Source organism: Burkholderia sp. LAS2 (genome assembly GCF_018417615.1).
Taxonomy (GTDB): domain Bacteria; phylum Pseudomonadota; class Gammaproteobacteria; order Burkholderiales; family Burkholderiaceae; genus Burkholderia; species Burkholderia sola.
This window is the reverse complement of the sequence record NZ_CP071052.1, coordinates 372348-398619: the sequence shown is the minus strand read 5'-3', so window position 1 is coordinate 398619 and position 26272 is coordinate 372348. Positions and strand designations below refer to the sequence as shown.

The following is a 26272-nucleotide window of genomic DNA, read 5'->3' as shown; positions in this document are numbered from 1 at the left end:
GCGCGCCTGAACCGCGCTTGACGACGGGCCGCTCCGAACCAGTTCGGGGCGGCCCGTCGCGTTTGGTGGATGCGTTATCGTATGCATCGCACCGTTCAACGGAGGAACGAATGGCGAAACAACCGTCGCTCGACGATTTCCGCGTGCCCTACAGCACGCGCGACAAGGAAGCCGCCGCATTCAAGCTCGACGCGTTCGACCCGGCCGCGAAGCCGTTTTCGTCCGGTTCGAAGGAGGCCGACCGCGAACGGCTGTCGGCCGTGTCGACCGAGCTCGACGTCCAGCAGGAGTGCCTGCACACGCAGCAGAAGAAGCGCGTGCTGCTCGTGCTGCAGGGGATGGACACGAGCGGCAAGGACGGCACCGTGCGCGCGGTGTTCCGCGAGGTCGATCCGCTCGGCCTGCGCATCGTGCCGTTCAAGGCGCCGACGCCGATCGAGGCCGCGCACGACTTCCTGTGGCGCGTGCATGCGCAGGTGCCGGCGGCGGGCGAACTCGCGATCTTCAACCGCAGCCACTACGAGGACGTGCTGGTGCCGCGCGTGCTCGGTGCGATCGACGACAAGGAATGCGAGCGTCGCTACCGGCAGATCCGCGATTTCGAGACGATGCTGTTCGAGAACGGCACGACCATCGTCAAGTGCTTCCTGCACATTTCGAAGGACGAGCAGCGCGCGCGGCTGCAGGCGCGTATCGACGATCCGACCAAGCACTGGAAATTCGACATCTCGGATCTCGACGCGCGCAAGCACTGGGACGCGTACCAGTCCGCGTACCGCGACGCGCTCGCCGCGACGTCGGCCGAGCATGCGCCGTGGTACGTGATCCCGGCGAATTCGAAGACGCACCGCAACGTGATGATCGCCGAGCTGCTGCTGCGCACGATGACCGACATGAAGCTGGAATTCCCGCCGCCGAAGCCCGAGCTCGAAGGCGTGAAGATCCGCTAACCCTGTAAAAACATCGAACTGAACGGAACCCGACATGATGCGAGTGATCACCGCCAACCTGAACGGCATCCGCTCCGCCGCGAAGAAGGGCTTCTTCGACTGGCTCGGCGAACAGAACGCCGATTGCGTGTGCGTGCAGGAAATCAAGGTGTCGGCCGACGACCTGCCGGCCGAATTCGTCGAGCCGCACGGCTTCAAGAGCTATTTCCACCACGCGGAGAAGAAGGGCTACAGCGGTGCGGGCGTGTACAGCCGCCGCGAGCCCGACGACGTGATCATCGGCTTCGGCAGCAGCGAATTCGATGCCGAAGGGCGCTACGTCGAGGCGCGCTACGGCAAGCTGTCGGTCGTGTCGGTGTACGTGCCGTCCGGCTCGAGCGGCGAAGAACGCCAGCAGGCCAAGTACCGCTTCATGGCCGAATTCATGCCGCACCTCGCCGCGCTGAAGAAGAAGCGCGAGGTGATTCTGTGCGGCGACGTGAACATCGTCCACAAGGAAATCGACATCAAGAATTGGAAGAGCAACCAGAAGAACTCCGGCTGCCTGCCGGAAGAGCGCGAGTGGCTCACGAGGCTGTTCGACGACGTCGGCTACGTCGACGTGTTCCGCACGCTCGATCAACGCCCCGAGCAGTACACGTGGTGGAGCAACCGCGGCCAGGCGTACGCGAAGAACGTCGGGTGGCGGATCGATTACCAGATCGCGACGCCGGGCGTGGCCGGCACCGCGAAAAGCACGTCGATCTTCAAGGACATCAAGTTCAGCGACCACGCGCCGCTGACGATCGACTACGACTACACGAAGTGACGGCCGGCGCTACGCGGTGCGCGTAGCCGCCGCATGCAAAACGGGCCGCATGTCGAACATGCGGCCCGTTTCGTTTGGGGCGCGGCTTACTGCTTGAGCGACGCCATATCCACGACGAACCGGTACTTCACGTCGCTATTCAGCATCCGTTCGTAAGCGGCGTTGATTTGCTGCATCGGAATCGTCTCGATGTCCGACGTGATCCCGTGTTCCGCACAGAAATCGAGCATTTCCTGCGTCTCCGCGATCCCGCCGATCAGCGAGCCCGCGAGGCGGCGGCGCTTGAAGATCAGGTTGAACACCTGCGGCGACGGATGATCGTGCTCCGGCGCGCCGACGAGCGTCATCGTGCCGTCGCGCTTCAGCAGGTGCAGGAACGGGTTCAGGTCGTGCTGCGCGGCGACCGTGTTCAGGATGAAGTCGAAGCTGTTCAGGTGCGCGTTCATCTGCGCTTCGTCCTTCGAGATCACCACTTCATGCGCGCCGAGCCGCTTGCCGTCCTCGATCTTCGACGGCGACGTCGTGAACAGCACGACGTGCGCGCCCATCGCGCGCGCCAGCTTCACGCCCATGTGGCCGAGGCCGCCAAGGCCGACGATGCCGACCTTCTTGCCGGGGCCGACGTTCCACTGCCGCAGCGGCGAGTAGGTCGTGATCCCCGCGCACAGGAGCGGCGCGGCGCCGGCCGGATCGAGCGTGTCCGGCACGCGCAGCACGAATGCTTCGTCGACGACGAGCTGCGTCGAGTAGCCGCCGTAAGTGATGTCGCCCGTCACGCGATCCTGGCCGTTGTAGGTGCCGACGAAGCCGTTTTCGCAATACTGCTCGAGGCCTTCTTCGCAGCTTGCGCAGGTGCGGCACGAATCGACGAGGCAGCCGACGCCGACCAGCTCGCCGACCTTGAAGCGCGACACCTGCGGGCCGGTCGCGGTCACGCGGCCGACGATTTCATGGCCCGGCACGACCGGGTAGATCGTGTTGCGCCATTCGTTGCGCGCCTGGTGAAGGTCCGAGTGGCAGACGCCGCAGTAGAGGACGTCGATCTGGACGTCGAGGTCGCGCAGCGCGCGACGCTGGAATTCGAACGGGGCGAGCGGCGACTGCGCATCGGTCGCCGCGTAGGCATAGGTTGTGCTCATGCAATGGGCTCCTTGTCCGGAAAACGTCCGGTGAAACAGACTGCCGTCGCATCATGTGGCGATGCGGCGAGACAGGACGTCATCGTAAGGAGCGAGGCGCCGCGGCGAAATACACGAAGGTCTGGAAGATTTGCCTATTCCTCTCGAATTGCCCACGAACGGCCGTCAAAATGCGTTCAAGGTGCTACATTGCGAGCCAGATTCTCTTGCCGGACAGGGCCGTACCGATGAGCTTCCAACCCCTTTTGGCCGACGTGGGCGAGCGCCTGCAGCGCCGCATGATCGAGCTGCACACGCGCCTCGCGCCGAACGAGGGCGACACGCTCGCGGCGCTCGACGGCGTGCGCTTCATCCGCGTGACCCATCCGGCGCCGCGCATGCCGGTGCTGTACGAGCCGAGCATCATCGTCGTGTGCCAGGGGCGCAAGCTCGGCTATCTCGGCGACCGTTCGTTCGTCTACGACGCGCAGCAGTATCTGGTGCTGTCGGTGCCGCTGCCGTTCGAATGCGAGACGTTCGCGAGCATGGACGAGCCGTTTCTCGCGATCTCGATCCGCGTCGATCTCGCGGTGATCGCCGAGCTCGCGATCCTGCTCGACGAGACGCTCGGCGCGGCGGTCAGCGAGCCGCTCGGCGTCTATTCGACGCCGCTCGATGCGCCGCTGGCCGATGCGGTCGTGCGGCTGCTCGAAGCGCTCGCGTCGCCGCACGACACACGGGTGCTGGGGCCGGCGATCATGCGCGAGATCGCGTATCGCGTGCTGACCGGCGAGCAGGGCGACGCGATGCGCGCGGCGCTCGTGCAGCAGCATCATTTCGGCCGCATCGCGAAGGCGCTGCGGCGCATCCATGCGGAGTTGAAGGCCGATCTCGACGTCGAGACGCTCGCCCGCGAAGCCGGGATGAGCCTCGCGGTGTTCCACGCGCAGTTCAAGCACGTGACGGCGACGTCGCCGATGCAGTACGTGAAGACCGCGCGGCTGCACCAGGCGCGGCTGATGATAGTGCGCGACGGCGTGGGCGCTGGCGCGGCGGCCGCGCGGGTCGGCTATGCGAGCGCGTCGCAGTTCAGCCGCGAGTTCAAGCGGCTGTTCGGCCGCAGCCCCGGCGACGAAGTGCGCTGGATGCGCGACAGCGGGGTGCGGCCGGCCATGGCCGACGTGGACGCGTAGCGTCCGGCGCCGCGCGGTGGCTCAGCGCCGCACGATCTTGCGTCGCTGCGCGCTGATGCCCGCGTAGTCGGGCAGCGATTCGACGCGTTTGCCCGTCGCCTTCGCGTACAGCGGCATCAGGTCCGGCAGCCGGTTCAGCAGATCCTGGCGGCGCGCGGTGCTGTACGGGTGCGTGTAGATGAAGCCCGACGTCTTGTTCGCGCGCGTCGCGACCGCGAGTTTGTCCCACAGCGTGATCGCCGCGCGCGGATCGAAGCCCGCGCGTGCGGCGATGTCGCCGCCGATCACGTCGGCCTCGGTCTCGTCGGTCGGATCGTAGTGGAGCGACTGCAGGCGCTCGCCGAGGTTCAGCGCCTGCGGCAGCGGATCGCCGACGCCGAACAGCGGCGGCAGCGCGGCCGCGCGCAGCGACGTCTGCGAGGCCACGCTGAAGTTGCTGCGCGCGTGTTCGCGCAGCGCGTGCGCGATGCCGTGCGCGAGCAGCACGCCGAACTCGTCGTCGTTCAGGCGCACGCGGTCGAGCATGCCGCCGTACACGAGCACCTTGCCGCCCGGCAGGCAGGTGAGGCGGATGTCGCGCGAGCGGATCACGTTCACGTCCCACGCCCAGCTTTTCACGCGGTCGTTCCACTTCACCGAATACGGCGCGAGCTTCGCGACGATCGCGCGCAGGCGCTTCACGCGCGGCTGGTTCGCGGGCAGCAGCCGGTTGCTGTCGGCGGCCGTCTGCACGATCTGCGCGTATTCGTTCGCGGTGAGCTGTTCGAGCAGCGGCGACGGGATCAGCGTGCGGAACGCGATCGCGTTGCCGTAGCGGACTTGCGTCGGCGTCGGCGTATAGGCCTTTGCCGGCACCGCGGCGCCGGTCGGCTGCGCGCCTTCGGCGGACGGCGGGACGGGCGCGGCAGAGGTTGCAGCGGCGGGCGGCGCGGCTTGCGCGGCGGCCGGCGCGGAGCTTGCCGCGGCCGCGCCGGTGTCGGTCGCATGCGCGAGCGTCGCGGCTAGCGCCGCGGCGCCGACGCTCAACGCCGCCGCCGCGTGTGCGAGCCGACGCGGGCGGTTACCGCGCACGGCGCGCCTCGCCGTTGCGCGCGGTGCCGTTCCACGGCGCGATCCTGAACAGCAGCAGCATGCCGGGGATGGCGAGCACGGTACACACGATGAAATAGTCGTACCAGCCGATCTTCGCGACGACGAAGCCGCTCGCGGCCGACGCGAGCGTGCGCGGCACCGACGCGAGGCTCGTGAACAGCGCGAACTGCGTGGCCGTGTAGCGCGGGTCGGTCGTGCTCGCGATATACGCGACGAACGCGGCCATCGTCAGGCCGGTCGTGAAGGTCTCGAAGCCGTAGACGATCGCGAGCGCGACCGTCATCGGGCTCAGCCTTGGCGTGATCTCGATACCGAACACCGACATGAACGACGCGAGCGCGTGGCTGGCCGCGACCGTGAAGTCGTACAGCACCGCGAGCACCGGCGAGCCGGGGCCGAGCTGCGCGAGCCACGCGAAGCCGAGCGTCGACACCATCTGCAGCGCGCCGAAGATCCACAGCCCGCGGCCGATGCCGATCTTCACGAGCCAGACGCCGCCGATGATGCCGCCCGCGACGCTCGCGACGAGCGCGGTGGTTTTCGCGACGATGCCGATCTCGGTGCGCGAGAAGCCGATGTCGAGGAAGAACGACGTCGACAGCGTGGTGGCCATCGTGTCGCCGATCTTGAACAGGAAGATGAATGCGATGACGAGCAGCGCGCCGGCCCAGCCGTCGCGCTGGATGAATTCGCGAAACGGCAGCACGATCGCGTCGCGCAGGTTGCGCGGTGGTGCGCCGACCACTTCGGGCTCGCGCACGACGAGCGTCATCAGGATGCCCGGCAGCATGAACGCGCCGGTGATCGCGAACACGGCGTCCCACGGCAGGTGGTCGGACAGGATCAGCGCCAGCGAACCGGGGATCAGCGCGGCGAGCTTGTACGCGTTCACGTGCACCGCGTTGCCGAGGCCCTGCTCGGTGTCGCGCAGCAGCTCGCGGCGGTACGCGTCGATCACGATGTCGGCGCTTGCGCCGAAGAACGCGACGAGCGTGGTGAGTGCGGCGACCGTCCAGATCGAGTCGCGCGGCGACACGAAGCCGAGCGCGGCGATCGCACCCGCGACCAGCAGCTGCGTGAGCAGCAGCCAGCCGCGCCGGCGGCCCGGTCGCCAGCCGGGCAGGCGCGGGACGTAGCGGTCCATCAGCGGCGCCCACAGGAACTTCCACGTGTACGGGAACTGGATCAGCGCGAACAGGCCGATTTCCTTCAGGTTCACGCCCTCGGAGCGCAGCCATGCCTGCACGAGGTAGACGAGCGTGAAGAGGGGCAGACCCGACGTGAAACCGAGGAACACGCAGATCAGCATGTGCGTGTTCAGATAGGCTCGCCAGCCGGGGTGATCCTCGTGAGCGGTGAGTGCGGGCGCCTCGTGTGGCGTTTTCGACATGGACTGGAACTGGATAGCGTTGACTGATGGCGGCGGCAGCGCAGGCGGCGCGAGTCGCGCAGCGGCGCGGCCGCACGTGCGTGCGGGCCGACGGCGTCCGTCAACGGCTCCCCGGCTCAGCTGCGCTTGACGCGGTAGACAGCAAGACTACCACGCCAGTTCGCTCCCCATCGAATCGGCTGGCCTTCGTGCAGCACCACGCGGTCGAGGATCGTCACGCCGACTTCGGGCGCGAGCGCCTCGAAATCCTCGATCGTCAGCACCCGGACGTTCGGCGTGTTGTGCCACTGGTAAGGCAGCGATTTCGACACCGGCATCCGGCCGTTCAGCACCGACAGCCGGTGCGGCCAGTAGCCGAAATTCGGGAACGACACGATGCATTCGCGCCCGACCCGAGCGGTTTCGCGCAGGATCGCGGCCGTCTGGTGAATCGTCTGCAACGTCTGCGACAGGATGGCGATGTCGAAGCTGTGGTCCTCGAACAGGCGCAGGCCGTCTTCGAGGTTCTGCTGGATCACGTTGATGCGGTTCTTCGCGCTGGCGAGCACGCCCGCGTCGTTCAGCTCGATCCCGTAGCCGGTCACGTCCAGTTCTTCCATCAGCAGCGCGAGCAGCGAGCCGTCGCCGCAACCGAGGTCGAGCACCGTCGAGCGCGGTTCGACCCAGCGCGCGATCGTGCGGAAGTCCGCGCGCGCGGACAGGGAATTCAGCGCTTGCTGGTTCATGCGCCCACCTCGTTGGCAATTCGTTCGTAATACGCGCGGAGCAGGTTGTGATAGCGCGCGTCGTCGAGCAGGAACGCGTCGTGGCCGTGCGGCGCATCGATTTCCGCGTAGCTGACCGTGCGCTTGTTGTCGAGCAGCGCCTTCACGATCTCGCGCGAGCGTGCCGGCGCGAAACGCCAGTCGGTCGAGAAGCTCGCGATCAGGTATTTCGCCTGCGTGTGCGCGAGCGCGGCCGTCAGGTTGCCGTCGAACGCCTTCGCCGGGTCGAAGTAGTCGAGCGCGCGCGTAATCAGCAGGTAGGTGTTCGCGTCGAAGTAGTCGGCGAACTTGTCGCCCTGGTAGCGCAGGTACGACTCGACCTCGAATTCGACGTCGAAGCTGAAGTTGTACGCGTCGAGCGCGCCGTCGGCGCGGCGCAGCGCGCGGCCGAATTTCTCGGCCATGTCGTCGTCGGACAGGTACGTGATGTGGCCGATCATCCGCGCGACGCGCAGGCCGCGCTTCGGCTTCACGCCGTGCGCGTAGTAGTCGCCGCCGTGGAAGTCGGGATCGGACAGGATCGCCGAGCGCGCGACCTCGTTGAACGCGATGTTCTGCGCGGACAGCTTCGGCGTCGACGCGATGTCGATGCAGTGCGCGACGCGCTCCGGATACATCAGGCTCCACGCGAGCGCCTGCATCCCGCCGAGGCTGCCGCCCATCACCGCGGCGAAGCGCTCGATGCCGAAGGCATCCGCGACGCGCGCCTGCGCGTGCACCCAGTCCTCGACGGTCACCACCGGAAACTTGGCGCCATACGGCTTGCCGGACGACGGGTCGATGCTCATCGGGCCGGTCGAGCCGAAGCACGAGCCGAGGTTGTTCACGCCGATCACGAAGAAGCGGTTGGTGTCGAGCGGCTTGCCCGGGCCGACCATGTTGTCCCACCAGCCGGTGCTGCGCGGATCGTCCGCGTAGACGCCGGCGACGTGGTGCGACGCGTTGAGCGCGTGGCAGACGAGCACCGCGTTCGAGCGCGCGGCGTTGAGCTCGCCGTACGTCTCGACGACGAGCTGATAGTTGCCGAGCACGCTGCCGCTTTGCAAGCGCAGCGGTTCGGCGAAGTGCATGGTCTGTGGAGCGACGATGCCGATCGATTCCATTCGTTCCGCCTTATGACAGGGCGGCTAAATGGTGTCGGCGAGGCGCGGAGTCGGAGATGCGCGGCTGACGACCTCTTTAGCCGCATTTGTAGTGAACCGCCGGGGAACGACGCATCGACACATCAACGCCCCGGCCGGTTCGCGCGCCCGCAATCGAGTCAGCAAATCGGCGCGCTTCCGACACGCCGCCCGAGGGGCGGCAGTCGGCAAAGTATAGCGGAATTCGGCGGGCGCGCGAATTCGGCCGCCCGTCGGCCACCGCGGCCGTCACCAGCGATATTTCGCCGAAAGCTGCCCGGTGACCACCGAGTAGTCGGACAGATTGCCCTCGACGCCAAGGCTTGCCGATATCGAGAATTGGCGGCTCACCTGCCCGGTGGCGCCGAACCGGACCGCGACGCGGTCGCGCGGCACGTCGAACGAGAAGGCATTGCGGTCGAGCGTCAGCGTACGTGAGCCGGGACCGTGCCACCAGTTCGCTTCGACGAACGGCCGAAGTTCGCGCCCGTTCGGCATCGCGGTCACGCCGTGTACGCGCACGCCGAGCCGGGTCCGCACGTCGGTTGCACCCTGGCCGTCGAGACGGCCGCCGGCGGTGCCGTGCGCGTCCGCGCGGTAGTCCGACACGACGAGCTGCGCTTCAGGCTCGACGAAGAACCGCGTGTCGCCGCGTTCGTAGAATCCGAACGAATAGCCGGCCTCGATCGAACCCGTCACGGTGCGCGACCGATACGAGTCGGCCGCGAGGCTGCCGCCGACGCTGTTCGCGTACGCGCCGTACATGAGCCATGCATCGACATAAGGACCGGTCAGGATGTCGCGGTTGCCGTACCACGTGCCGTACATCCCGACGTTGTAGCCGGACACGCTGCCGCGTGCGGTGGCGTTCGTGATACGGCCCTCGATCGCATTCCACAGCGGACGCGTCGACCAGTTCGTCTGGCTGCCGTACATGCCCATCGCGCCGACGCGCACGCTGCCGCCGTGACCGTCTTCGAAGCGGAGCAGGTCGGCGCCGGCGTGAATCAACCGACCGTTGCCCGACACGCTGCGATTGCCGCCCGACATCGACGTCATCTGGCCTTCGGCGCGCAGCCATACCGCGCCGTCGAGCGGCCCTGTCGCGGCCGCGCCCGTGCGCAGTGACGCGTCTTCACGCTGATGCAGCGTATGGACGGCCATCATCGAGGCCGCATCGGCATTCGCCAGATACGCATCGGGCTCCGGTGCGGCGGCACGCGGCGGCGGAGTGATTTCCGGCACGATCGGCGGCTCGGGGTCGACCGGGCCGGGCGGAACCGGGTCGACGGGGCCGGGTGGAACCGGCGGCTGAGGCTTCGCAGCGGACACGAGATACCAGTCTTCTTCATGCCCGCCGTTGCCGCCGCGCTTGAGCATGTAGTCGTAGCCGCCCGCGGACAACGTGCCGAAGCCATTCCGGTAGCCGTCGGAACCCGCATCGAGGGTGAATGCCGACACGTCCGTCGTGCCGCCATTGCGGGTTTCGACGAGCGGGATGCCGATGGTCGTCGGCGCACCGTCGCCGCCCGAACGCTTGACGACGATACCGGTGTCGCCGGACGCTCGGCCGCCGTCGATCATGAGGCGGTCGGTGGGCGACGCGTCGTCCTGCAGCGTCGTATGGAGGACGAGCCGGCCGCTGCGGGCCGCATAGTCGCCCGTCACGACGAGCGTGCGCGGCGTCGGCATGCCGCGTGCCGCGGGCGCGGCGAACTCGATCGTCGAATCGTTCAGCGCGACGGAGCCGACCGTCGAATCGGCGGTGACGGTCCAGCGGCTGTTCTTGTCGAGCGACAGCGTGCGGACCACGTCGGTCGCGCCGGTCCACTCGGATGCATTGGCGAGCGCGACGTCCGTCACGGCATCGGTCGCACTGCCGTCGTCGGTCGGCAGGTTGACGATGTCGCCGTCGGCACGGGAGCCGGTGTCGAGCGTCAGGCGCACGGGTGCGCTTGACTCTGCATGGACCGACAGCAGTGTGCCGTTGCCGCCGATGGCGCGCGTGCCGTTCTTCAGCGCGATGGTCGCGTCGGACGCGTCGATCGCGCCGTGGCGTTCACTGACCAGCGAACCGTCGTCGATCGTCAGCGTACCGCCGTAGACGGCCGCTGCGGGGGCGCCTTCGCCGGTTGCGCGCGCGCTGGTCCGCACCAGGTCGATTGTGCCGCCTGAACTCGAATAAAGCGCAACGGCTTGCTTGCCCTGCGTTTCGACGCTCGTATCGACGAGCGACGCGACGGAGTTCGTACCGGCCGACATCACGCCGCGCGCGCGTTCGCCGCTCGTGGTGATGCCGCCGCGCGTCACCGAGATCTTGCCGCCGAGGCGGGCGATCACGCCGATCGCGCGCGTGCCGGTGGTGGTCACGAACGTATCAGTTGCATCGACGGCAGGCGTATCGGTGTATTCCTTCGATGCATAAAGCCCGTGCGCGCTGTTGCCGTGCGTGATGACGCGCGTGCGTGCGAGTTCGACGCTGCCCTCGCGCGTGTCCACGCCGAGCGCGTAGTCGCCGGCGGTTTCGAGGTGCGAGTCGTTCAGTGCGACCGTGGAGGCGCTCGGCAGGTACAGCACCGACGCATAGTCGCCGTCCGTGCGGATATCGGTGCGGGTCAGTGTCGCGCGGACACCGCCGTAACTGATGGACAGGCCGACGCCGAACAGGCCGCTGGTACGGACCAGCGTGTCGGCCACCTCGATGGTGCCGCCCGGCGCCAGGATCGCCGTGATGCCATGCGCTTCCTTGCCGCGTGTCACGATCACGCTGTCGGAGAGCGTGAGGCGCGCGTTGGTGCCGTCGACGGACGCGCCATGCGCGTAGTCGCCGTCGGTATCGATGGAAATGCGCTCCGCAGTCGCGTTGGCACCATTACGAAGATCGATGCCGGCGCTGGAGCCGCCGCGGGTCCGGATTTCCGTATCGCGCAGCACGACGCGCGACGCGCTGCCCCATGCGGCGGCGCCCGCCGCGCCGTTGCCGGTTGAAAAAACGCGGGTCCTGCCGCCGGTCGTCAGGATGCCGCCGTTGATCGCGGAAAGCACCGCTTTGCCGGCCTCGTGCGTCGAATATTCACCCGGCGCGACTTCGAGTTCAATGCCGTCGGCTTGCTGCGGGCCGCCGCCCGTGACTTGTGCGGTGGACGGCGACGACATCGCCGCGCCGGCGAGCAGGGCCGAATGTGCGACGTACAGGCGGACGCGCGCTCGGGACGAGAGGAAATAACTGCGGTTCACCAGATCACCTTTCTTGTCTTGAACAGGTGAAAAGTAGTTTTGTTGAGCAGGTTTGGATATTGGACGAGTTCGAATTTTCGGAGGAAACCGACGAACGGCACGGAGGACACGTGAGGCGGGAAGGTGCTTCGGTGCCCGTTGCCTGAATGATTGGAGGCGTGGGTGGTGTGTAGCGGGCCTGGAACTGCGCTGGCCAATTGCGTGCCACCCGGCGTGAGCGTTGTCGGCCGGGTTGATGAGGGAATCCTGAAAGAGGCGAGATGCAGTGACGACTGCTCGAACGACAATTCCGTCGGCACGCGGATCGATCGCGCGTCGGTCCGCCGAGGATGTCGGGGAAGGGGCGCGCGCCCCCGCGCCCCGGTACGAGCCGGCGCGCAGGACGCGCACCGGCGCTCGGACTTTACTGATACATGATCGAGTACATCACCGAGGTGTTTACCGTGCCTTGACCTGCTGCGCCGCCCGTCGCGACATACTGAGCGTAATACGGCAGGTCCGCAGCACCGTTCGACAGCGCGACCGCCTTCGAGTTTTCATCGGCCTTGCCGACGCCGATGTTGGTCGTATCGCCGTTGAGCAGGCCGACTTCGACGTTCTTCGCGGTGCCCGATGCGTTGAGCAACTGGCCGGTGGTCGAGTTGACCGTCGTGCCCGGCTCGAAGTGCGTGAAGACGTTCCCGGCGGCCGGCGAGCAGTTCTTCAGGCCGATCTTGAACGGCGTGCGGCCTGCCGTCGCGCCGCCGCTGGCGAGCGACGACGTCGACACCTTCGGCAGCGCGACCGTGAAGTCCTTGCCGCCCGTGCCGTTGCCGTCGATCGTGCAGGTCTGCGTACCGATGTTGCCGTTGATGGTGATCGTGCCGTCGGCGGCGTGCGACACGGCCGGCAGGGTTGCGGCGGCAACGACGGTGAGGGCTGCGATGCTGGAGAGTGCGAATTTCATGTTGGTTCCTCTAATGTCAAATAAACAAACGGATTCGGTCGCCCACTCGTCCGTTTGCCGCGACCGGCAAGTGGCATGGCGAGCTACCTTGTGTAACCACGGCATTCCGATGCAGTCCATCAGGACTGCGAAACGGAAGTCCGTTTTGGCCACCGAACAGTCGGCGACCTTCGGGGGCACCGCTTCGCTGGTAAATGCCGGCGGGGCGATGCAGCCTCGAATTGCAGCACTATCAGGTCTTATGCGTTCACTGATAGCTCATCGTGAATGTCGCGACACCCTTCACGGTTCCTGCGGATACGCGGTCAGTCGCGATGTATTCCGCACTCAGCGGAATGCGGGATGTCGAGGCGGACGGACCGACAAGCCATTGGTTCGGATTGCCTGTCATTGAGGAATCCGGCCCGTAGCTGACAGGCTGCCCGTTTCTCAGTATTCGCAGCTTCACGCCTTTCGCGGAGGACTCGGGTGCCAGCGAAAGTTGATTGCTTGTGTTGCCTGGGTTAGTCAGGTCCGTCAATGTCACGTAGACGTTGGATCCACTGGCGCAGGACAGCCCGATTGCGAAATTCGCTTCGCCTGCGGTGGCGCCTACCGCGTTCAGCTTGCTGGCGGCGACCGGTGGCAACGGGACGCTGACCGATGGTGTCGTCACCGTGCATGATTGCGGAACGACAGTTATCGGGCCGGACGGGCCCCAGACCAGGGTCGGGGCGATGAATGACGGGGTATTATCGAACCTGAAAGTTAGAGTGAACCCTACCGTACCCCCCATCGGCGGTTGATTGACGGGGGAAGTGAATCGGTAGACATTGTCGTGAATTTTAATTAATTCGACCTTGACCCGAAATTTCTTTACGGTCTTTCCGAAAGGTGTCTCGATGTGGACTGATGGGCCAAATTGTTTAGAGGGCTGACCTTTGAATCCTGAGGTCATGATTTCGCCGGTATCCAAATTGGATACGCGAAGACCCAGGCTTGGCCAAATTACGCTAGACCCGCCGGGAGTCGAGCCCGCCACAATTGCAATGCCGGAGTAAGGTGATTCCCACAGCAAAGTGTTGAAGTAGGGAGTGATGTCCACAGTGACATTTTGACATATGAATTGAAACTCAACGATTGTACTGGCTACAGGCTCTCCATTTTTCAGATTCGGGGGTACTCGTACGGTTCCGAATGAAAAAGTCTCATTATACGTGCCACAGTCTGCGTGCCCACTCACGGGAATGAGGGTGCAAAGGACGGTAATAATTAATTGAAGTAATCTTTTCATTGGGGAATCCGCTTTTCCTGGTGCCGTGGCATATCGTGTGATTTGATCGGATTGCATGGTTATTGCACATATGCATTTGCCGTGGTGCGATCGCGAAATACGCATATGGTGCGTCATGGCGTTTTGCTGCCGATGGGCGTGGCATTAGGCTCAACGTCGGTCAATTTGCCGATTTTCGCGACGCTGTAGTCGCAAACAGCGTCGGCGCGCTCAAACCCGTATTTGTTTTCGGTCGCTGGTACCCGGTAAGTGAACGTACACACCTCCGTGGCACGATTTCCCCACTTCGCTGTCAATATGCCGTTGTCCGCCAGGCCGCGAACGAACAGCTTGCCGCCTTGTCCGACTAGCCCGATGGTCTTGCCGTCGGCGCCGACGACGTTGCTGCCGAATGGGATCGGCTTGCCGTCGGGCTGACGGATCGTCATCAGCACCGCACGGCCGGTGACCGTCTTGAACTTGACCTTCACCACCGAATTCGCGCGCGGTGCAACCTGCTGGCTCGTCGTCAGCATTTCGACGTCGACCGGGATGCCCTTCGGATCGAGCTCGATGGTGTTCATCTGGTACGGCGTCAGATATGGGAGCACCGCATAGCCGCGCCTGTCGACCCGCACGTCCGTGCCGTTCGTGATGGACGCGCCGACGGCGTCCTTCGCCTCGACGATGGCGATGGTGTCGCCGAGATCGTTGGCGAGCGTGACGCCGCCCGCATGCCCGACGAGGGCGCCCGATATGCCCGCGGAGACGCTCGAGTAGCCGCTGCCGCCGCTCGCGCTGCCGGAGAAGGTCGCGAACGGGCTGCGATACTGTGCGTTGCCGCCGCCGGTGGTCGTGCCGGCGCTGGTGTTGACGTTCACGCCATATGAGAACTGGTTGGACTTTCCGGTGGTGCCGGTCAGCGAAGTCTGCCCGGTCATGCCGCCGTGGCTGTCGTGCGCGAAGCCCGTGCTCAGCGTCGGCGCGTATGAGCGCCGGCCGAGCGGGACCGTCAGGTTCGCGTACACCTGGTTGTTCAGGCGGCCCGAGTAGCCGTCCCGCTGCCGCGAGACCGACAGGTTGTAGCTCAGGTTGACGCCGAGGAGCCGCAGGCTGTTGTTGTAGCCGAGCTGAAACTGCGTGGTCGTGCCCTGGCGGTTCCAGTAGTTGACCGTCGAGCCCACTGCGAACAGGCTGCCGCGCTGGTCGCCGAGCGACTGGTTCAGCGTCAGCTGGACCTGGTTGCGTTGCCGATAGACGTTGTTCGGATCGGTGCCGGCTGCCGACATTTCGCGCGCATACATCGCATCTCGCATGGTCCAGTAGCCGCGCGACGAGTATCGATACGCGGCGACCGCGATGTTCGTGCCGGTCGCATCGACGGACTTGCTGTAGCTCACGCGCACACTCTGCCCGCTCGTCGCCGACACGCCCGGGATGCGGGCGCTGGCGTGCGTGACGTCGACGGCGAGCGCGCCGAGCGACGTGTTGAACGCAGCGCCGACCAGCCCGGCCAGGTAGTTTTCAGCGACGATCGCGCCGACGTAGCCCGTCATCAGGTTGCTGATGCCGCGCTGATACGTGGCCTGCGCGAAATTCGGGTGACGCTCGAGTTGCGACTCGCGCAACTGCCCGAGCGCGACGCCGAACCGCGAGATGCCGGGGCGCAGCGATTGCACGACCGCCGCATACGGCACCGTGAAGCTGTGTTTCCTGCCATCGGCCTCGGTGACCGTGACGAGCAGGTTGCCGCCGTAGCCGGTCGCGTACAGGTCATTGATCTCGAACGGCCCCGGCGCGACGTTGGTTTCGTACAGCACCGCACCGTTCTGCGACACCGCGACGTGCGCGTTGCTCGTTGCGACACCGCGGACCACGGGCGCGTAGCCGCGCATCGAATCGGGCAGCATGCGGTCGTCCGTCTCGAGCGTGACGCCGCGCATGCCGACGCTGTCGAACAGCGTGCCGTCGGTGTAGGTCTCGCCGATCTTCAACTGGCTGCGCCATGCCGGCAGGTCGCGTTGAACATAGGTGTTGAGGCTTTGATAGCGGCTGTCGCCCTGCGTTTGCGCGCTATAGCTGCCGTTGTGCCGCAAATGCCAGTTACCGACGTTGGCGCCGGCATTCAGTCCGAGGTAACCCTGTGTGCTTTCGTATCCGGACGACGTGCTGCGGAACACGTTCGCGTTGTACTTGAGCGTTGCGCTCGGCACGCCGCTGTCCCACAGTTCAGGGCTCACGTAACCGCGCGGATTGCGCAGCAGCGACGCCTGCGGAATGCTCACGTTCAGGCGGAGCTCCGACATGTCGAATTCGACCGTCGCGCCGGCCACCAGCTTGTCGATGTCCGTGCACTCGCCGGACTGCACGCGTACCAGTTCGGCACGGGCCGCGTCGGTCAGTGTTTGGTCGTCGAGGCCGAGGCGGCCCACGAGCGTGCGATCGAAGCACGGCATCGCGCTGACCGCGCCCGCCACCGCGTCGAAACGCACCGTGGAGCGGCCCGTCCACGTCTGGTTCACGTAGAGGTCGACCAGATAATCGCCGGCAGGCACCGGATTGCCTTTCGCGAAGCGTTCGAGGTTGAGCCGCTGTCCACGCGGCTTCATCATCAACGTGTCGTTGAACTGGACCTGCGCGACCTGGAAGCTGTCCGCCGATGCGGCCGACGTTTCGACCGCGCATGCGCCGGTGGCCCAGCCGCCGAGCGTCGCCATGACAAGCAAATAGCCCGGTCTCAGCGCAAAACGCGCCGTGGCCTCCGGTGGTGCAATGTGATGATTCGCTCGCATGAATTCGATAGAGTGATGCCGCATCGTCATAGCGCGAGCGACGGTCTGCCTGCGCCGGCGCGATTGCGCGCCGTCGGTCAGCGACGGATTGATTCAGGAATGTCCGGGTGGCGTCAGTGCGCCTTCTTCGGTGCGTAACTGCCTTCGATGCCCGCGCCGTAGTCGTTGAGGAACGTGTAATCGACCTGGATCGGTGCGCCCGGCATCGATTGCACGCTGCCGACGTCGAATTGCTCGGTCGCGCCAGGTTTGACCATGCCGCCCTTGTCGTCGGTCCAGATCGTGCCGCCGGACTTGACTGTGAGCTTGGTGAACGTCACGTGGTAAGGCGTGGGGTTCTTCGCTTGCAGCGCGTAGCCGCCACCGGCTTTCGGTGCGAAATTCCAGGTCACCTTTTCCGCGGCTTCGTCGGCGACGCCTTGCAGCGCGGCCGGCCGGAAGAACAGCTTGATGCGCGAGCGGAACGCAAGTTGCAGCAGGTTCGGTGTATCGGCGTCGTCCGCAGCCTGAGGCGGGACGTCGAGCACGTTGAGCCAGTACAAGGTTTCCTTGTCCTGTGCGAGCGGTTCCTGCGTGTAGATCAGTCGCAGGCTCTGGCCTTTCTTTGGATCCAGGCGGAACAACGGCGGTGTCAGCGTGAACGGCACTTTCGATTCGTCGGGCAGCGCGTTCGCATTGCCGTCGTCGATCCACGCCTGCACCAGCGACGGCCTGTCACCCTCGTTGGTCAGCTTGACCGTGACCTCGCGTTCCTTTTCCGGATAGACCACGCGCGTTCCGCCGATCACGACGCTGGCGTCCGCCGTCCCCGCGCCGACCAGCGCCGCGGCCAGCGCCGCGGCGCCCACGCTCAAACGCAAGTTCGTTGGCATTCTCATCGCCGATTTCTCCTTATAGATAAACAGACTCACTGGTGATCGGGAGGGCGACCCGCGCGCCGCTGCTGTATCGCGGGCGCGGGCCGCCGGTCGCGAAGCCGGATTACTGGTACGAGACCGAGTACATGACCGACGTGCCGACCTTGCCGGCCGTCGCAGCGCCGCCGGTCGCGACGTATTGCGCGAAGTAATCGAGGGTCGCCGCGCCACCCGCGATCGGCACGGTCTGCGAGTTCTGCTGCGCTTGCGCCGCGCCGAGCTTGATGTTCGAGCCGTCCTTGTTCAGCAGGCCGACTTCGACGTTCTTCGCGTCACCCGTTGCGTTGAACAGCTGGCCCGTTTGCGCGTTGACCGTCGTGCCCGGCTCGAAGTACACCGATGCGTTGCCCGAGTTCGGCGAGCAGTTCGACAGTGCGATGCGGAACGGCTTGCGGCCGGCCGTCGAGCCTGCCACCGAGAGTGCCGAGGTCGACACGTTGGGCAGCGTGACGGTGAAGTCCTTGCCGCCGCCGTCGCCCGAGATCGTGCAGGTCTGGGCCGTGATCTCGCCGGTGATCGTGATCGTGCCGTCGGCAGCGTGGGCCGATGAAGCAGCGGCGAGGAGCCCCGCGGATGCCATCAGAATGGAAAGTGCTTTTTTGGACATTTAAGTACCTGTTAGTAAGGGCCTCGCGTCGAAAGACGACGCACGGACGTTTCCATCGCGCTGTCGCGCATCGCTGCTGCGGGGCGGCAGCAGCTGCGGGAAACAGGTGCTATTGTTCCGAAGTAAGTCATTCGAAAGAATGGGACGATTTCTAAGTTGAGTGGCTTTAATCTAGTTCGAGTACTAAATTTCTTTTAAGAATCGTCAAGGGCCGTGACTCGCATGCCGCACACCCGTGCCGGGACGTCGACGTTGCGGGAGCGCCGCAAGGATCGAGAGGCTGTCTGATGGATTCGGCTCGCCTCGGCGGCCGATTCAGGCAGGGATATATTCAGGATGGCGAATTAATGACGGCGTGCGCGGGATATGAACCCCGCGCCGATTCAGGCCGTCAGTACCGCGGGTGCGGACAGGTGAGGCCATGCCGTGTGCCACGGCGAGCGCGGAATTGGCGCCTGGGCATTGACGCGTGTCGCCAAGCGAGTGCGACGCCCGACGGCGCGCTCGCAGCGCGCACGTCCGCGCCTTGGGCGTTACTGCAGGATCAACCGCAAATGCGCATCGGCCTGCTCGCCCGGCGGCTTCTGGAACCCGCCCTTTGCGAAGCGGTGCCATCGGCCGATCACGTAGCTGACGAGCAGGCTCGCGCGGGCGGCCGGATCGTAGTCGGCCGGTAGCGCGAACGGTGCGGCGCCGTCCTGCGGCGTGTTGGCTTCCGTGCGCGCGACCCGCAGGCATTGCTTGACGGTCGCCTCGATCCGGTCGAGCAGCTGGTTTACGCGTTCGGTCAGCCGCTCGTCCTCGCCGACCAGCGCCTCGCCGGTCAGCACGCGTGTCATGCCCGGGTTCTTCGCGGCGAAATTGAGCATCGTCAGCGCGATCGTGCGCGCCTGCTGCACGCCGTTCGGCTCCTTCGAGACGATCTGGTTGACGAGCCCGAACAGCGCCTGCTCGATGAACTCGATCAGCCCTTCGTACATCTTCGCCTTGCTGGTGAAATGCCGGTAGAGCGCGGCTTCCGACACGTCGAGCCGGGCTGCGAGCGCGGCGGTCGTGATTTTCTCGGGCTTGGGCGCCTCGAGCATCGCGGCGAGGGTCTGCAGGATCATCACGCGCCGCTCGCCCGGTTTCGGGCGCGGGCGGGACGGTGTGGCCTGGTCTTCCTTTACGGCGTGGTCCTGCGGGTAAGTCGGCTGCATTTTTGTCGCCCCGATCGTGTGCCCAGTCGCAGCGATTTTAACGAACGAATGCGCTGGTCGACATAATGCGGTCGGCCGACGTTCGGCAGATGGCCCGGCAGGTGGCCGGTGATCCATACGGTGCCGATGCCGAGGCGCTTGTAGCGCTTCAGGTGGCTGCGGGTGTCTTCTACGAGGATCGCATCCGTGAGCCGTGCATGCACGGCGCGCAAAGTCCTGCGCAGCATCGCACGATCGGGCTTCGCGCGCCACGTGCGGCGATCACGCATGTGCTCGATCGCGATCACGCGCTCGAACAGCCGCTCGATGCGCAGCTCCCGCAGCACCGCGCGTGCGTAGTTCGCGGGCGCGTTGGTCAGCACGAACTTGCGGCCCGGCAGCGCGGCGACGATGCGCGCGAGGCCGCGCTCGGCGCGCACCATCGCGGGCAGGTCGGAAAACGTGTGGACCACGCGCAGGAAGTCGTGCGGGTCGATCGGGTGATGGCGCGTGAGGCCGAGCAGCGCGGCGCCGTAGCGCTCGGTGTAGCCGTTGCGCAGGCGGTCGGCTTCGGCACGCTCGACCTGCAGTGCATCGATGATGTATTGCGTCATCGCGCGGTTGATCTCGGGAAAGATCGCGTGCGATGCGTGGTGAAGGGTATTGTCGAGATCGAACAGCCACACCGGCGCGCCGGCGCGGGGCCGGCTGCGCGACACGCGCCGGCGCCGCAGCGGGGCCGGCAAGTCGGGTGTGGCGGTCTTGCTGCGTGGTCTCAATGCGAGCGGATCATCGTGCCGAACGGCTGCTCGGTCAGGATTTCCAGCAGCACCGAATGCTCGATCCGGCCGTCGACGATGTGCACCGACTTCACGCCGCTCTTCGCGGCGTCGAGCGCCGACGAGATCTTCGGCAGCATGCCGCCCGAGATCGTGCCGTCTTCGAACAGCGCGTCGATCTCGCGTGCGGACAGGTCGGTCAGCAGGTTGCCGTCCTTGTCCATCACGCCCGGGATGTTGGTCATCATCAGCAGCTTCTCGGCGTTCAGCACCGTGGCGAGCTTGCCCGCGACGAGGTCGGCGTTGATGTTGTACGACAGGCCATCTTCGCCGAAGCCGATCGGCGAGATCACCGGGATGAATGCGTCGTCCTGCAGCGCCTTCACGACCGCGGGGTTGATCGCCTCGACCTCGCCGACCTGGCCGATGTCGATGTACTGGCCCGGGTTGTCGCGGTCCGGCATCAGCAGCTTGCGTGCGTGAATCAGGCCGCCGTCCTTGCCCGTCAGGCCCACCGCGTGGCCGCCGAAGTGGTTGATCAGCATCACGATGTCCTGCTGCACTTCGCCGCCCAGCACCCATTCGACGACTTCCATCGTCTCTTCGTCGGTGACGCGCATGCCCTGGATGAAGGTGCCGGCCTTGCCGATCTTCTTCAGCGCGTGATCGATCTGCGGACCGCCGCCGTGGACGATCACCGGGTTGATGCCGACCAGTTTCAGCAGGATCACGTCGCGCGCGAAGCCCTGCTTGAGCCGCTCTTCCGTCATCGCGTTGCCGCCGTATTTGATGACCACGGTCTTGCCGTGGTAACGGCGGATGTACGGCAGCGCTTCCGCGAGGATTTCTGCTTTCAGCGTGGGGGCGATCTGCGAGAGGTCGATGGGCTCGGACATGGCGGCGGCTCTGGCTGGGAACGGTTGAAACAGGCCGAATTGTACAGGAGTGGCGCAGCGCAGCATCGGGTTTTTGGGCTGGCCGGAACACCGGCGGCGCGAGGCGGGTACAGCGCGCGGCGGCCCGCCGGCTATGGCGCGGCGCGATTCGGGCGGCGCCGCGCGGGCGGTGCCGGCGGGCTGGCCAACGTGCGTTTCCGATGGCGTTCGGTCAGGCGACCGGCGTGCAAAATCCAGCCGCCGCGCTATGCTTGTCGCGTGGGGCGATGTCCCGCCCGCTTCCGCGATTGCGCCATGACCGATTCCGCCGCCGACGCCCGTTCCGCCCCGCGCCGTGCGCGCTGCCCGCACTGCGGGCGCGGCTTCGACTGCGGCGCGCATACGCAGCCGTTCGACTGCTGGTGCGCGGCGATGCCGGTGCCGCCCGGCGGCACGCCGCCCGCGGCCGGCGCGCGGTGCCGATGCCCCGAGTGCCTGGCCGACGAGATCGCACAGCGCATGGCCGGCGCGGCCGGTTGACGGCGCCGCGCCGCGCCCGTTCGTGCGCATCGATCCGGCCCCGCTAGAGGCGCCGGGCGCTAAACGGGTAAACTGCCCGGATGCAACGAATCACCACCACCGGGCGCGTCAACCTCAGTCACCTGTTCTGGCTGCGCAATCTTGCGATCATCGGCCAGCTCGTGACGATCGGCGTCGTGCAGACCTATTTTGGCGTGCATCTGCCGCTGCCGGCGATGCTGATGGTCATCGCGCTCGAAATCGTTTTCAACGCACTGACCTGGGTGCGCGTGCTGCGCGCGCGGCCCGAGACCAATTTCGAGCTGCTCGGCCAGCTGTGGGTCGACCTCGGCGCGCTGTCCGCGCTGCTGTTCCTGTCGGGCGGGACGACCAACCCGTTCGTGTCGCTGTACCTGCCGTCGCTCGCGATCGCGGCGGCGGTGCTGCCGTGGCACCTGATGATCTGGCTCGCGGCGTTCGCGGTCGCCTGCTACGCGGCGCTCGGCTTCGACTCGGTGCCGCTCAACATGGACAACCCGGCGAACCTGTTCGATTACTACCGTACCGGCATGTGGGCGAACTTCATGGTCAGCGTCGGGCTGATCGCGTGGTTCGTCGCGCGCATGTCGAACGCGCTGCGCCAGCGCGACGCGGCGCTCGGCGAGGCGCAGCAGCACCTGCTGCGCGACGAGCGGGCCGTTGCGCTCGGTGTGCAGGCCGCCACCGTCGCGCATGAAATGGGCACGCCGCTGTCGACGATCGCGATGCTCGCCGAGGAGCTGCGCGACGCGGCGCGCGCCGATCCGGGGCTGGCGCGCTACGAGGCCGACCTGAAGGTGCTCGAGGAACAGATGACGCTCTGCACGTCGGCGCTCGCGCGCCTGCGCGCCGCGCGAGCGCGCCGGCGAGCCGCCAGCCGGTGGACGACTGGCTCGACACGTTCGTCGAGCACTGGCGTCTGCGGCATCCGCACGTGCAGTTCGAACTGCTCGGCGCGCGCCCGGCGGGCGTCGCGCTCGACGATACGGTCGCGGCCGGCCAGATCCTGACGATCCTGCTCGACAACGCCGCGCGCGCGAGCCCGCAGCGCGTGACGCTTGCTGCGAAGGTCGCGCATGGCGGCACGGCCGACGAAATCGAATTCGAGGTATGCGACGACGGGCCCGGTATTCCGGCCGCGCTGCGCGAATCGCTCGGCGCGATGCCGGTCGACAGTACGCAGGGCGGGCACGGCGTCGGCCTGTATCTGGCGTTTAGCGCGGCCGCGCGGCTGGGCGGCGAGATCGAACTGTCCGACGTCACGCCGCGCGCGGCGGGCGGCAACGGGCGGGCCGGCGGTGCGGCGAATGGCCACGCGGCGGCCGCATCGGGACAACGCGCGGGCGCACATGCAGCCGACCGGCCAGCCGGCACGCCGGACGGCCGCCCAACTGGCGCGCCGGCCGGGCGCGGCACGCGGGCCGTGCTGCGCCTGCCGGTCGTGCGCGTCGCGCTGCCGGCGGCCTCAACCAACACGTAGACGGAGAAACCCCATGAGCGAGAACAATTTCCTGGTGATCGACGACAACGAGGTGTTCGCGGGCACGCTCGCGCGCGGCCTCGAGCGCCGCGGTTACGCGGTCCAGCAGGCGCATGACAAGGAGGCGGCGCTGCGGCTCGCCGCGGGCGGCAAGTTCCAGTTCATCACCGTCGACCTGCATCTCGGCGAGGATTCGGGACTGAGCCTGATCGCGCCGTTGTGCGACCTGCAGCCCGATGCGCGGATTCTGGTGCTGACCGGCTACGCGAGCATCGCGACCGCCGTGCAGGCCGTGAAGGAGGGCGCGGACAACTACCTCGCCAAGCCGGCGAACGTCGAGTCGATCCTGGCCGCGCTGCAGACCAACGCGACCGAAGTGCAGGCCGACGAAGCGCTGGAGAATCCGGTCGTGCTGTCGGTGGACCGGCTCGAATGGGAGCACATCCAGCGCGTGCTGGCCGAGAACAACAACAACATTTCGGCGACCGCGCGTGCGCTGAACATGCACCGCCGCACGCTGCAGCGCAAGCTCGCGAAGAAGCCGGTGCGCCAGTAAGCGGCGCACCAACGAAAACGGGCGGCCCCCGAAGGGGCCGCCCGTCTCCCATCCGGCGCCGAGCGCGTTACAGCACGTAGCGCGACAGGTCTTCGTCCTGCGCCACTTCGCCGAGTGCGCGGTCGACATACTTCGCGTCGATCGTCACGCGCTCGCCGGCGTGGTTGCCCGCCGAGAACGACACTTCCTCGAGCAGTTTCTCGATCACCGTGTACAGCCGGCGCGCGCCGATGTTCTCGGTTTTCTCGTTGACCGCGAACGCGATCTCGGCGAGGCGCCGGATACCGTCGTCGGCGAATTCGAGCTGTACGTCTTCGGTCGCGAGCAGCGCCTGGTACTGCTTGACGAGGCTCGCGTCGGTCGCGACGAGGATCGCTTCGAAGTCGTTCACCGACAGCGAATCGAGTTCGACGCGGATCGGGAAGCGGCCCTGCAGTTCCGGAATCAGGTCGCTCGGCTTCGCGAGGTGGAACGCGCCGCTCGCGATGAACAGGATGTGATCGGTCTTCACCATCCCGTACTTCGTGTTGACCGTCGTGCCTTCGACGAGCGGCAGCAGGTCGCGCTGCACGCCCTGGCGCGACACTTCGCCGCCGCTGCCTTCGTTGTTGCGCGACGTGATCTTGTCGATCTCGTCGAGGAACACGATGCCGTTCTGCTCGACGTTCTGCACGGCCTTCGTCTTCACTTCCTCTTCGTTCAGCATCTTCGCCGCTTCTTCGTCGGTCAGCAGCTTCAGCGCTTCCTTGATCTTCACCTTGCGGCGCTGCTTCTTGCCGCTGCCGAGGTTCGAGAACATCGAGCGGATCTGCTCGGTCATCTCTTCCATCCCGGGCGGCGCCATGATGTCCATGCCGACCGACGGCTGCTCGAGGTCGAGCTCGACTTCCTTGTCGTCGAGCTGGCCTTCGCGCAGGCGCTTGCGGAACGTCTGACGGGTTGCGTTGTTGTCGTCGTTCGCGTGCTCGGCATTGCCGCCGAAGCCGACCGCGCGCGGTTGCGGCAGCAGGATGTCGAGGATGCGGTCTTCAGCCTGGTCGGTCGCTTTGCTGCGCACCTTGCGCATTTCGGCTTCGCGCGTCTGCTTGACCGAGATCTCGATCAGGTCGCGCACGATGCTGTCGACGTCGCGGCCGACGTAGCCGACTTCGGTGAACTTGGTCGCTTCGATCTTGATGAACGGCGCATCGGCGAGCTTCGCGAGGCGGCGCGCGATTTCGGTCTTGCCGACGCCCGTCGGCCCGATCATCAGGATGTTCTTCGGCGTGATTTCCTGGCGCAGCGGCTCGGCGACCTGCTGGCGGCGCCAGCGGTTGCGCAGCGCGACGGCGACGGCCTTCTTCGCCTTCGCCTGGCCGATGATGTGCTTGTCGAGTTCCGAGACGATCTCGGCAGGGGTCATGGTGCTCATGGGGCTGTCCTTACTCGATCGTTTCGATGATGCGGTTGTGGTTCGTGTAGATGCACATGTCGCCGGCGATCCCGAGCGACTTCTCGACGATCTCGCGCGGCGACAGCTCGGTGTTCTCGACGAGCGCGCGGGCCGCGGCCTGCGCGTACGCACCGCCCGAGCCAATCGCGCAGATCCCGCCTTCCGGGTCGAGCACGTCGCCATTGCCGGTGATCACGAGCGTGGTGGTCGCATCGGCCGTGATCAGCATCGCCTCGAGGCGGCGCAGCATCCGGTCGGTGCGCCAGTCCTTCGCGAGCTCGACGGCCGCGCGGGTCAGGTTGCCCTGGTGCTTCTCGAGCTTCGCCTCGAAGCGGTCAAGGAGCGAGAACGCATCGGCGGTGCCGCCCGCGAATCCGACCAGTACCTGGTTGTTGTAGATCCGCCGCACTTTCCGCGCGCCACCCTTCATGACGATGTTGCCGAGGGTTACCTGGCCGTCGCCGCCGAGCGCGACCTGGTCGCCGCGCCGGACTGAAACGATGGTCGTGCCGTGAAATTGCTCCATCTGCGTTCCTTGAGAAAAACGGGGAAGAGTCGGGCGGCGCGATGCGCCGCCGCGTGAATCCGCAGTGCGCCGGGGAGCGGCCCGGCGCGCGTCCGTTTCATTTTAGGGCGGGCGCCGGGATATCAAGAGGGGAAGGCAAATCGGCCGGCGGCCGGGAATCGGTGCCGGAAAAACAAAAAGCGCGCGGCAGGCCGCGCGCTTTCGGGAAGCAGCGTGTTTGAGCGGAATGCCGCCCGATCAGTCGCCGAACAGCTTCTGGCGCAGCTCGCGGCGCTCCTGCGCCTCGAGCGACAGCGTGGCGGTCGGACGCGCGAGCAGGCGCGGAATGCCGATCGGCTCGCCGGTTTCCTCGCACCAGCCGTAATCGCCGGAATCGATGCGGGCGAGCGACTGCTGAACCTTCTTGAGGAGCTTGCGTTCGCGGTCGCGCGTACGCAGCTCGAGCGCGTGCTCTTCCTCGATCGTCGCGCGGTCGGCGGGATCGGGGACGATCACCGTCTCGCGCAGGTTCTCGGTCGTCTGGCCTGCATTCTTGAGGATGTCCGCCTGCAACTGTTCGAGCCGATTTTTGAAGAAGGCGAGCTGATCCTCATTCATGTAATCCTTGTCGCTCATCTTCAGGATTTCGGCTTCGGTCAAGAGTTTCTTCGTCATCTGCTTGCTTCTTCAATGTGCGGCAAATCGAGAGATATTGCCTGCAC

General features: G+C 66.2%; 22 protein-coding genes and 1 pseudogene. 6 read left to right on the top strand and 17 right to left on the bottom strand.

Annotated elements, in window-relative coordinates:
• Positions 1–110: 110 nt before the first annotated feature.
• Together JYG37_RS01860 and JYG37_RS01855 are read left to right on the top strand one after the other, a co-directional pair.
• Positions 111–950: a polyphosphate kinase 2 family protein gene (locus tag JYG37_RS01860; RefSeq protein WP_213345834.1), complete on the top strand. Its 840-nt coding sequence runs from the start codon at positions 111–113 to the stop codon at positions 948–950.
• A gap of 34 nt (positions 951–984) precedes the next feature.
• Entirely contained in the window at positions 985–1758 is a 774-nt protein-coding gene (locus tag JYG37_RS01855; protein WP_050017918.1) for an exodeoxyribonuclease III, read from the top strand.
• Positions 1759–1844: 86 nt separating this feature from the next.
• Here the strand turns inward: JYG37_RS01855 and JYG37_RS01850 are convergent, their stop codons facing one another.
• Entirely contained in the window at positions 1845–2897 is a 1053-nt protein-coding gene (locus JYG37_RS01850; protein WP_213345833.1) for an NAD(P)-dependent alcohol dehydrogenase, read from the bottom strand.
• Positions 2898–3124: 227 nt separating this feature from the next.
• Between JYG37_RS01850 and JYG37_RS01845 the strand changes: the two genes are divergently transcribed.
• A complete protein-coding gene (locus tag JYG37_RS01845) occupies positions 3125–4069 on the top strand; it encodes an AraC family transcriptional regulator (protein ID WP_124638334.1) in 945 nt (314 codons plus the stop codon).
• A 21-nt stretch (positions 4070–4090) separates the two neighbouring features.
• On the opposite strand, the gene JYG37_RS01840 is transcribed toward JYG37_RS01845, so the two are convergent.
• From JYG37_RS01840 to argB, 13 genes are all read right to left on the bottom strand, one after another.
• Positions 4091–5140, bottom strand: a complete 1050-nt coding sequence (locus JYG37_RS01840) for a M48 family metallopeptidase (RefSeq protein ID WP_050017921.1) — start codon at positions 5138–5140, stop codon at positions 4091–4093.
• Positions 5130–6551, bottom strand: coding sequence for an AmpG family muropeptide MFS transporter (locus JYG37_RS01835; RefSeq protein WP_213345832.1), 1422 nt, complete (start codon positions 6549–6551; stop codon positions 5130–5132). The genes JYG37_RS01840 and JYG37_RS01835 overlap by 11 nt, the downstream gene beginning before the upstream one ends.
• Positions 6552–6667: 116 nt before the next feature.
• Positions 6668–7276 carry a methionine biosynthesis protein MetW gene (metW, locus tag JYG37_RS01830; protein ID WP_085041929.1) on the bottom strand — a complete coding sequence of 203 codons (609 nt, stop codon included), beginning with the start codon at positions 7274–7276 and terminating at the stop codon, positions 6668–6670.
• Complete coding sequence (gene metX / locus JYG37_RS01825) at positions 7273–8418, bottom strand: homoserine O-succinyltransferase MetX (protein ID WP_124631146.1); 1146 nt, start codon at positions 8416–8418, stop codon at positions 7273–7275. The genes metW and metX overlap by 4 nt, the downstream gene beginning before the upstream one ends.
• A 267-nt stretch (positions 8419–8685) precedes the next feature.
• Positions 8686–12063: an autotransporter family protein gene (locus JYG37_RS01820; RefSeq protein ID WP_249746021.1), complete on the bottom strand. Its 3378-nt coding sequence runs from the start codon at positions 12061–12063 to the stop codon at positions 8686–8688.
• Positions 12064–12076: 13 nt separating this feature from the next.
• The gene (locus JYG37_RS01815) at positions 12077–12619 is read right to left on the bottom strand and encodes a fimbrial protein (protein WP_124631147.1); all 543 of its coding nucleotides are present in this window, start codon (positions 12617–12619) and stop codon (positions 12077–12079) included.
• A 247-nt stretch (positions 12620–12866) separates the two neighbouring features.
• Positions 12867–13703, bottom strand: a complete 837-nt coding sequence (locus tag JYG37_RS01810) for a fimbrial protein (protein WP_185731874.1) — start codon at positions 13701–13703, stop codon at positions 12867–12869.
• 302 nt (positions 13704–14005) lie between these two features.
• A complete protein-coding gene (locus JYG37_RS01805; protein WP_249746020.1) occupies positions 14006–16588 on the bottom strand; it encodes a fimbria/pilus outer membrane usher protein in 2583 nt (860 codons plus the stop codon).
• Between the two features lie 188 nt (positions 16589–16776).
• Positions 16777–17541: a fimbrial biogenesis chaperone gene (locus tag JYG37_RS01800; RefSeq protein WP_124631150.1), complete on the bottom strand. Its 765-nt coding sequence runs from the start codon at positions 17539–17541 to the stop codon at positions 16777–16779.
• A 103-nt stretch (positions 17542–17644) separates the two neighbouring features.
• Entirely contained in the window at positions 17645–18187 is a 543-nt protein-coding gene (locus JYG37_RS01795; protein ID WP_124631151.1) for a fimbrial protein, read from the bottom strand.
• A 533-nt stretch (positions 18188–18720) separates the two neighbouring features.
• The gene (gene slmA / locus JYG37_RS01790) at positions 18721–19386 is read right to left on the bottom strand and encodes a nucleoid occlusion factor SlmA (RefSeq protein ID WP_124631152.1); all 666 of its coding nucleotides are present in this window, start codon (positions 19384–19386) and stop codon (positions 18721–18723) included.
• A complete protein-coding gene (locus JYG37_RS01785) occupies positions 19353–20144 on the bottom strand; it encodes a pyrimidine 5'-nucleotidase (RefSeq protein ID WP_176016703.1) in 792 nt (263 codons plus the stop codon). Before JYG37_RS01785 ends, slmA begins: the two co-directional genes overlap by 34 nt.
• Positions 20141–21040, bottom strand: a complete 900-nt coding sequence (gene argB / locus JYG37_RS01780) for an acetylglutamate kinase (RefSeq protein ID WP_006490510.1) — start codon at positions 21038–21040, stop codon at positions 20141–20143. Before argB ends, JYG37_RS01785 begins: the two co-directional genes overlap by 4 nt.
• A gap of 294 nt (positions 21041–21334) precedes the next feature.
• On the opposite strand from argB, the gene JYG37_RS01775 reads away from it, so the two are divergent.
• The 3 genes and pseudogenes from JYG37_RS01775 to JYG37_RS01765 all read left to right on the top strand — a co-directional run bounded on the left by JYG37_RS01775 (position 21335) and on the right by JYG37_RS01765 (position 23613).
• On the top strand, positions 21335–21559 hold the full coding sequence (locus JYG37_RS01775; protein WP_011546466.1) for a cysteine-rich CWC family protein: 225 nt from the start codon (positions 21335–21337) through the stop codon (positions 21557–21559).
• An 80-nt stretch (positions 21560–21639) separates the two neighbouring features.
• Positions 21640–23057 (top strand): annotated as a pseudogene (locus JYG37_RS01770) (ATP-binding protein).
• 13 nt (positions 23058–23070) lie between these two features.
• Positions 23071–23613 carry a response regulator transcription factor gene (locus tag JYG37_RS01765; RefSeq protein WP_021156278.1) on the top strand — a complete coding sequence of 181 codons (543 nt, stop codon included), beginning with the start codon at positions 23071–23073 and terminating at the stop codon, positions 23611–23613.
• 67 nt (positions 23614–23680) lie between these two features.
• Here JYG37_RS01765 and hslU read toward each other — a convergent pair whose 3' ends face one another.
• The 3 genes from hslU to dksA form a co-directional block, all read right to left on the bottom strand.
• On the bottom strand, positions 23681–25024 hold the full coding sequence (gene hslU / locus JYG37_RS01760) for an ATP-dependent protease ATPase subunit HslU (protein WP_213345831.1): 1344 nt from the start codon (positions 25022–25024) through the stop codon (positions 23681–23683).
• Positions 25025–25034: 10 nt separating this feature from the next.
• Positions 25035–25571: an ATP-dependent protease subunit HslV gene (gene hslV, locus JYG37_RS01755; RefSeq protein ID WP_047899301.1), complete on the bottom strand. Its 537-nt coding sequence runs from the start codon at positions 25569–25571 to the stop codon at positions 25035–25037.
• A 237-nt stretch (positions 25572–25808) separates the two neighbouring features.
• Positions 25809–26225 (bottom strand): RNA polymerase-binding protein DksA, encoded by a 417-nt coding sequence (gene dksA / locus JYG37_RS01750; protein WP_006477498.1) that lies wholly within the window; start codon positions 26223–26225, stop codon positions 25809–25811.
• Between the last annotated feature and the right edge of the window lie 47 nt (positions 26226–26272).

Coding starts and splice junctions, on each gene's coding strand:
- JYG37_RS01860 (WP_213345834.1), top strand. CDS start 111: ATGGCGAAACAACCGTCGCTCGACGATTTCCGCGTGCCCTACAGCACG.
- JYG37_RS01855 (WP_050017918.1), top strand. CDS start 985: ATGATGCGAGTGATCACCGCCAACCTGAACGGCATCCGCTCCGCCGCG.
- JYG37_RS01850 (WP_213345833.1), bottom strand. CDS start 2,897: ATGAGCACAACCTATGCCTACGCGGCGACCGATGCGCAGTCGCCGCTC.
- JYG37_RS01845 (WP_124638334.1), top strand. CDS start 3,125: ATGAGCTTCCAACCCCTTTTGGCCGACGTGGGCGAGCGCCTGCAGCGC.
- JYG37_RS01835 (WP_213345832.1), bottom strand. CDS start 6,551: ATGTCGAAAACGCCACACGAGGCGCCCGCACTCACCGCTCACGAGGAT.
- metW (WP_085041929.1), bottom strand. CDS start 7,276: ATGAACCAGCAAGCGCTGAATTCCCTGTCCGCGCGCGCGGACTTCCGC.
- metX (WP_124631146.1), bottom strand. CDS start 8,418: ATGGAATCGATCGGCATCGTCGCTCCACAGACCATGCACTTCGCCGAA.
- JYG37_RS01815 (WP_124631147.1), bottom strand. CDS start 12,619: ATGAAATTCGCACTCTCCAGCATCGCAGCCCTCACCGTCGTTGCCGCC.
- JYG37_RS01805 (WP_249746020.1), bottom strand. CDS start 16,588: ATGGCGACGCTCGGCGGCTGGGCCACCGGCGCATGCGCGGTCGAAACG.
- JYG37_RS01800 (WP_124631150.1), bottom strand. CDS start 17,541: ATGAGAATGCCAACGAACTTGCGTTTGAGCGTGGGCGCCGCGGCGCTG.
- JYG37_RS01795 (WP_124631151.1), bottom strand. CDS start 18,187: ATGTCCAAAAAAGCACTTTCCATTCTGATGGCATCCGCGGGGCTCCTC.
- slmA (WP_124631152.1), bottom strand. CDS start 19,386: ATGCAGCCGACTTACCCGCAGGACCACGCCGTAAAGGAAGACCAGGCC.
- argB (WP_006490510.1), bottom strand. CDS start 21,040: ATGTCCGAGCCCATCGACCTCTCGCAGATCGCCCCCACGCTGAAAGCA.
- JYG37_RS01775 (WP_011546466.1), top strand. CDS start 21,335: ATGACCGATTCCGCCGCCGACGCCCGTTCCGCCCCGCGCCGTGCGCGC.
- JYG37_RS01765 (WP_021156278.1), top strand. CDS start 23,071: ATGAGCGAGAACAATTTCCTGGTGATCGACGACAACGAGGTGTTCGCG.
- hslU (WP_213345831.1), bottom strand. CDS start 25,024: ATGAGCACCATGACCCCTGCCGAGATCGTCTCGGAACTCGACAAGCAC.
- hslV (WP_047899301.1), bottom strand. CDS start 25,571: ATGGAGCAATTTCACGGCACGACCATCGTTTCAGTCCGGCGCGGCGAC.
- dksA (WP_006477498.1), bottom strand. CDS start 26,225: ATGACGAAGAAACTCTTGACCGAAGCCGAAATCCTGAAGATGAGCGAC.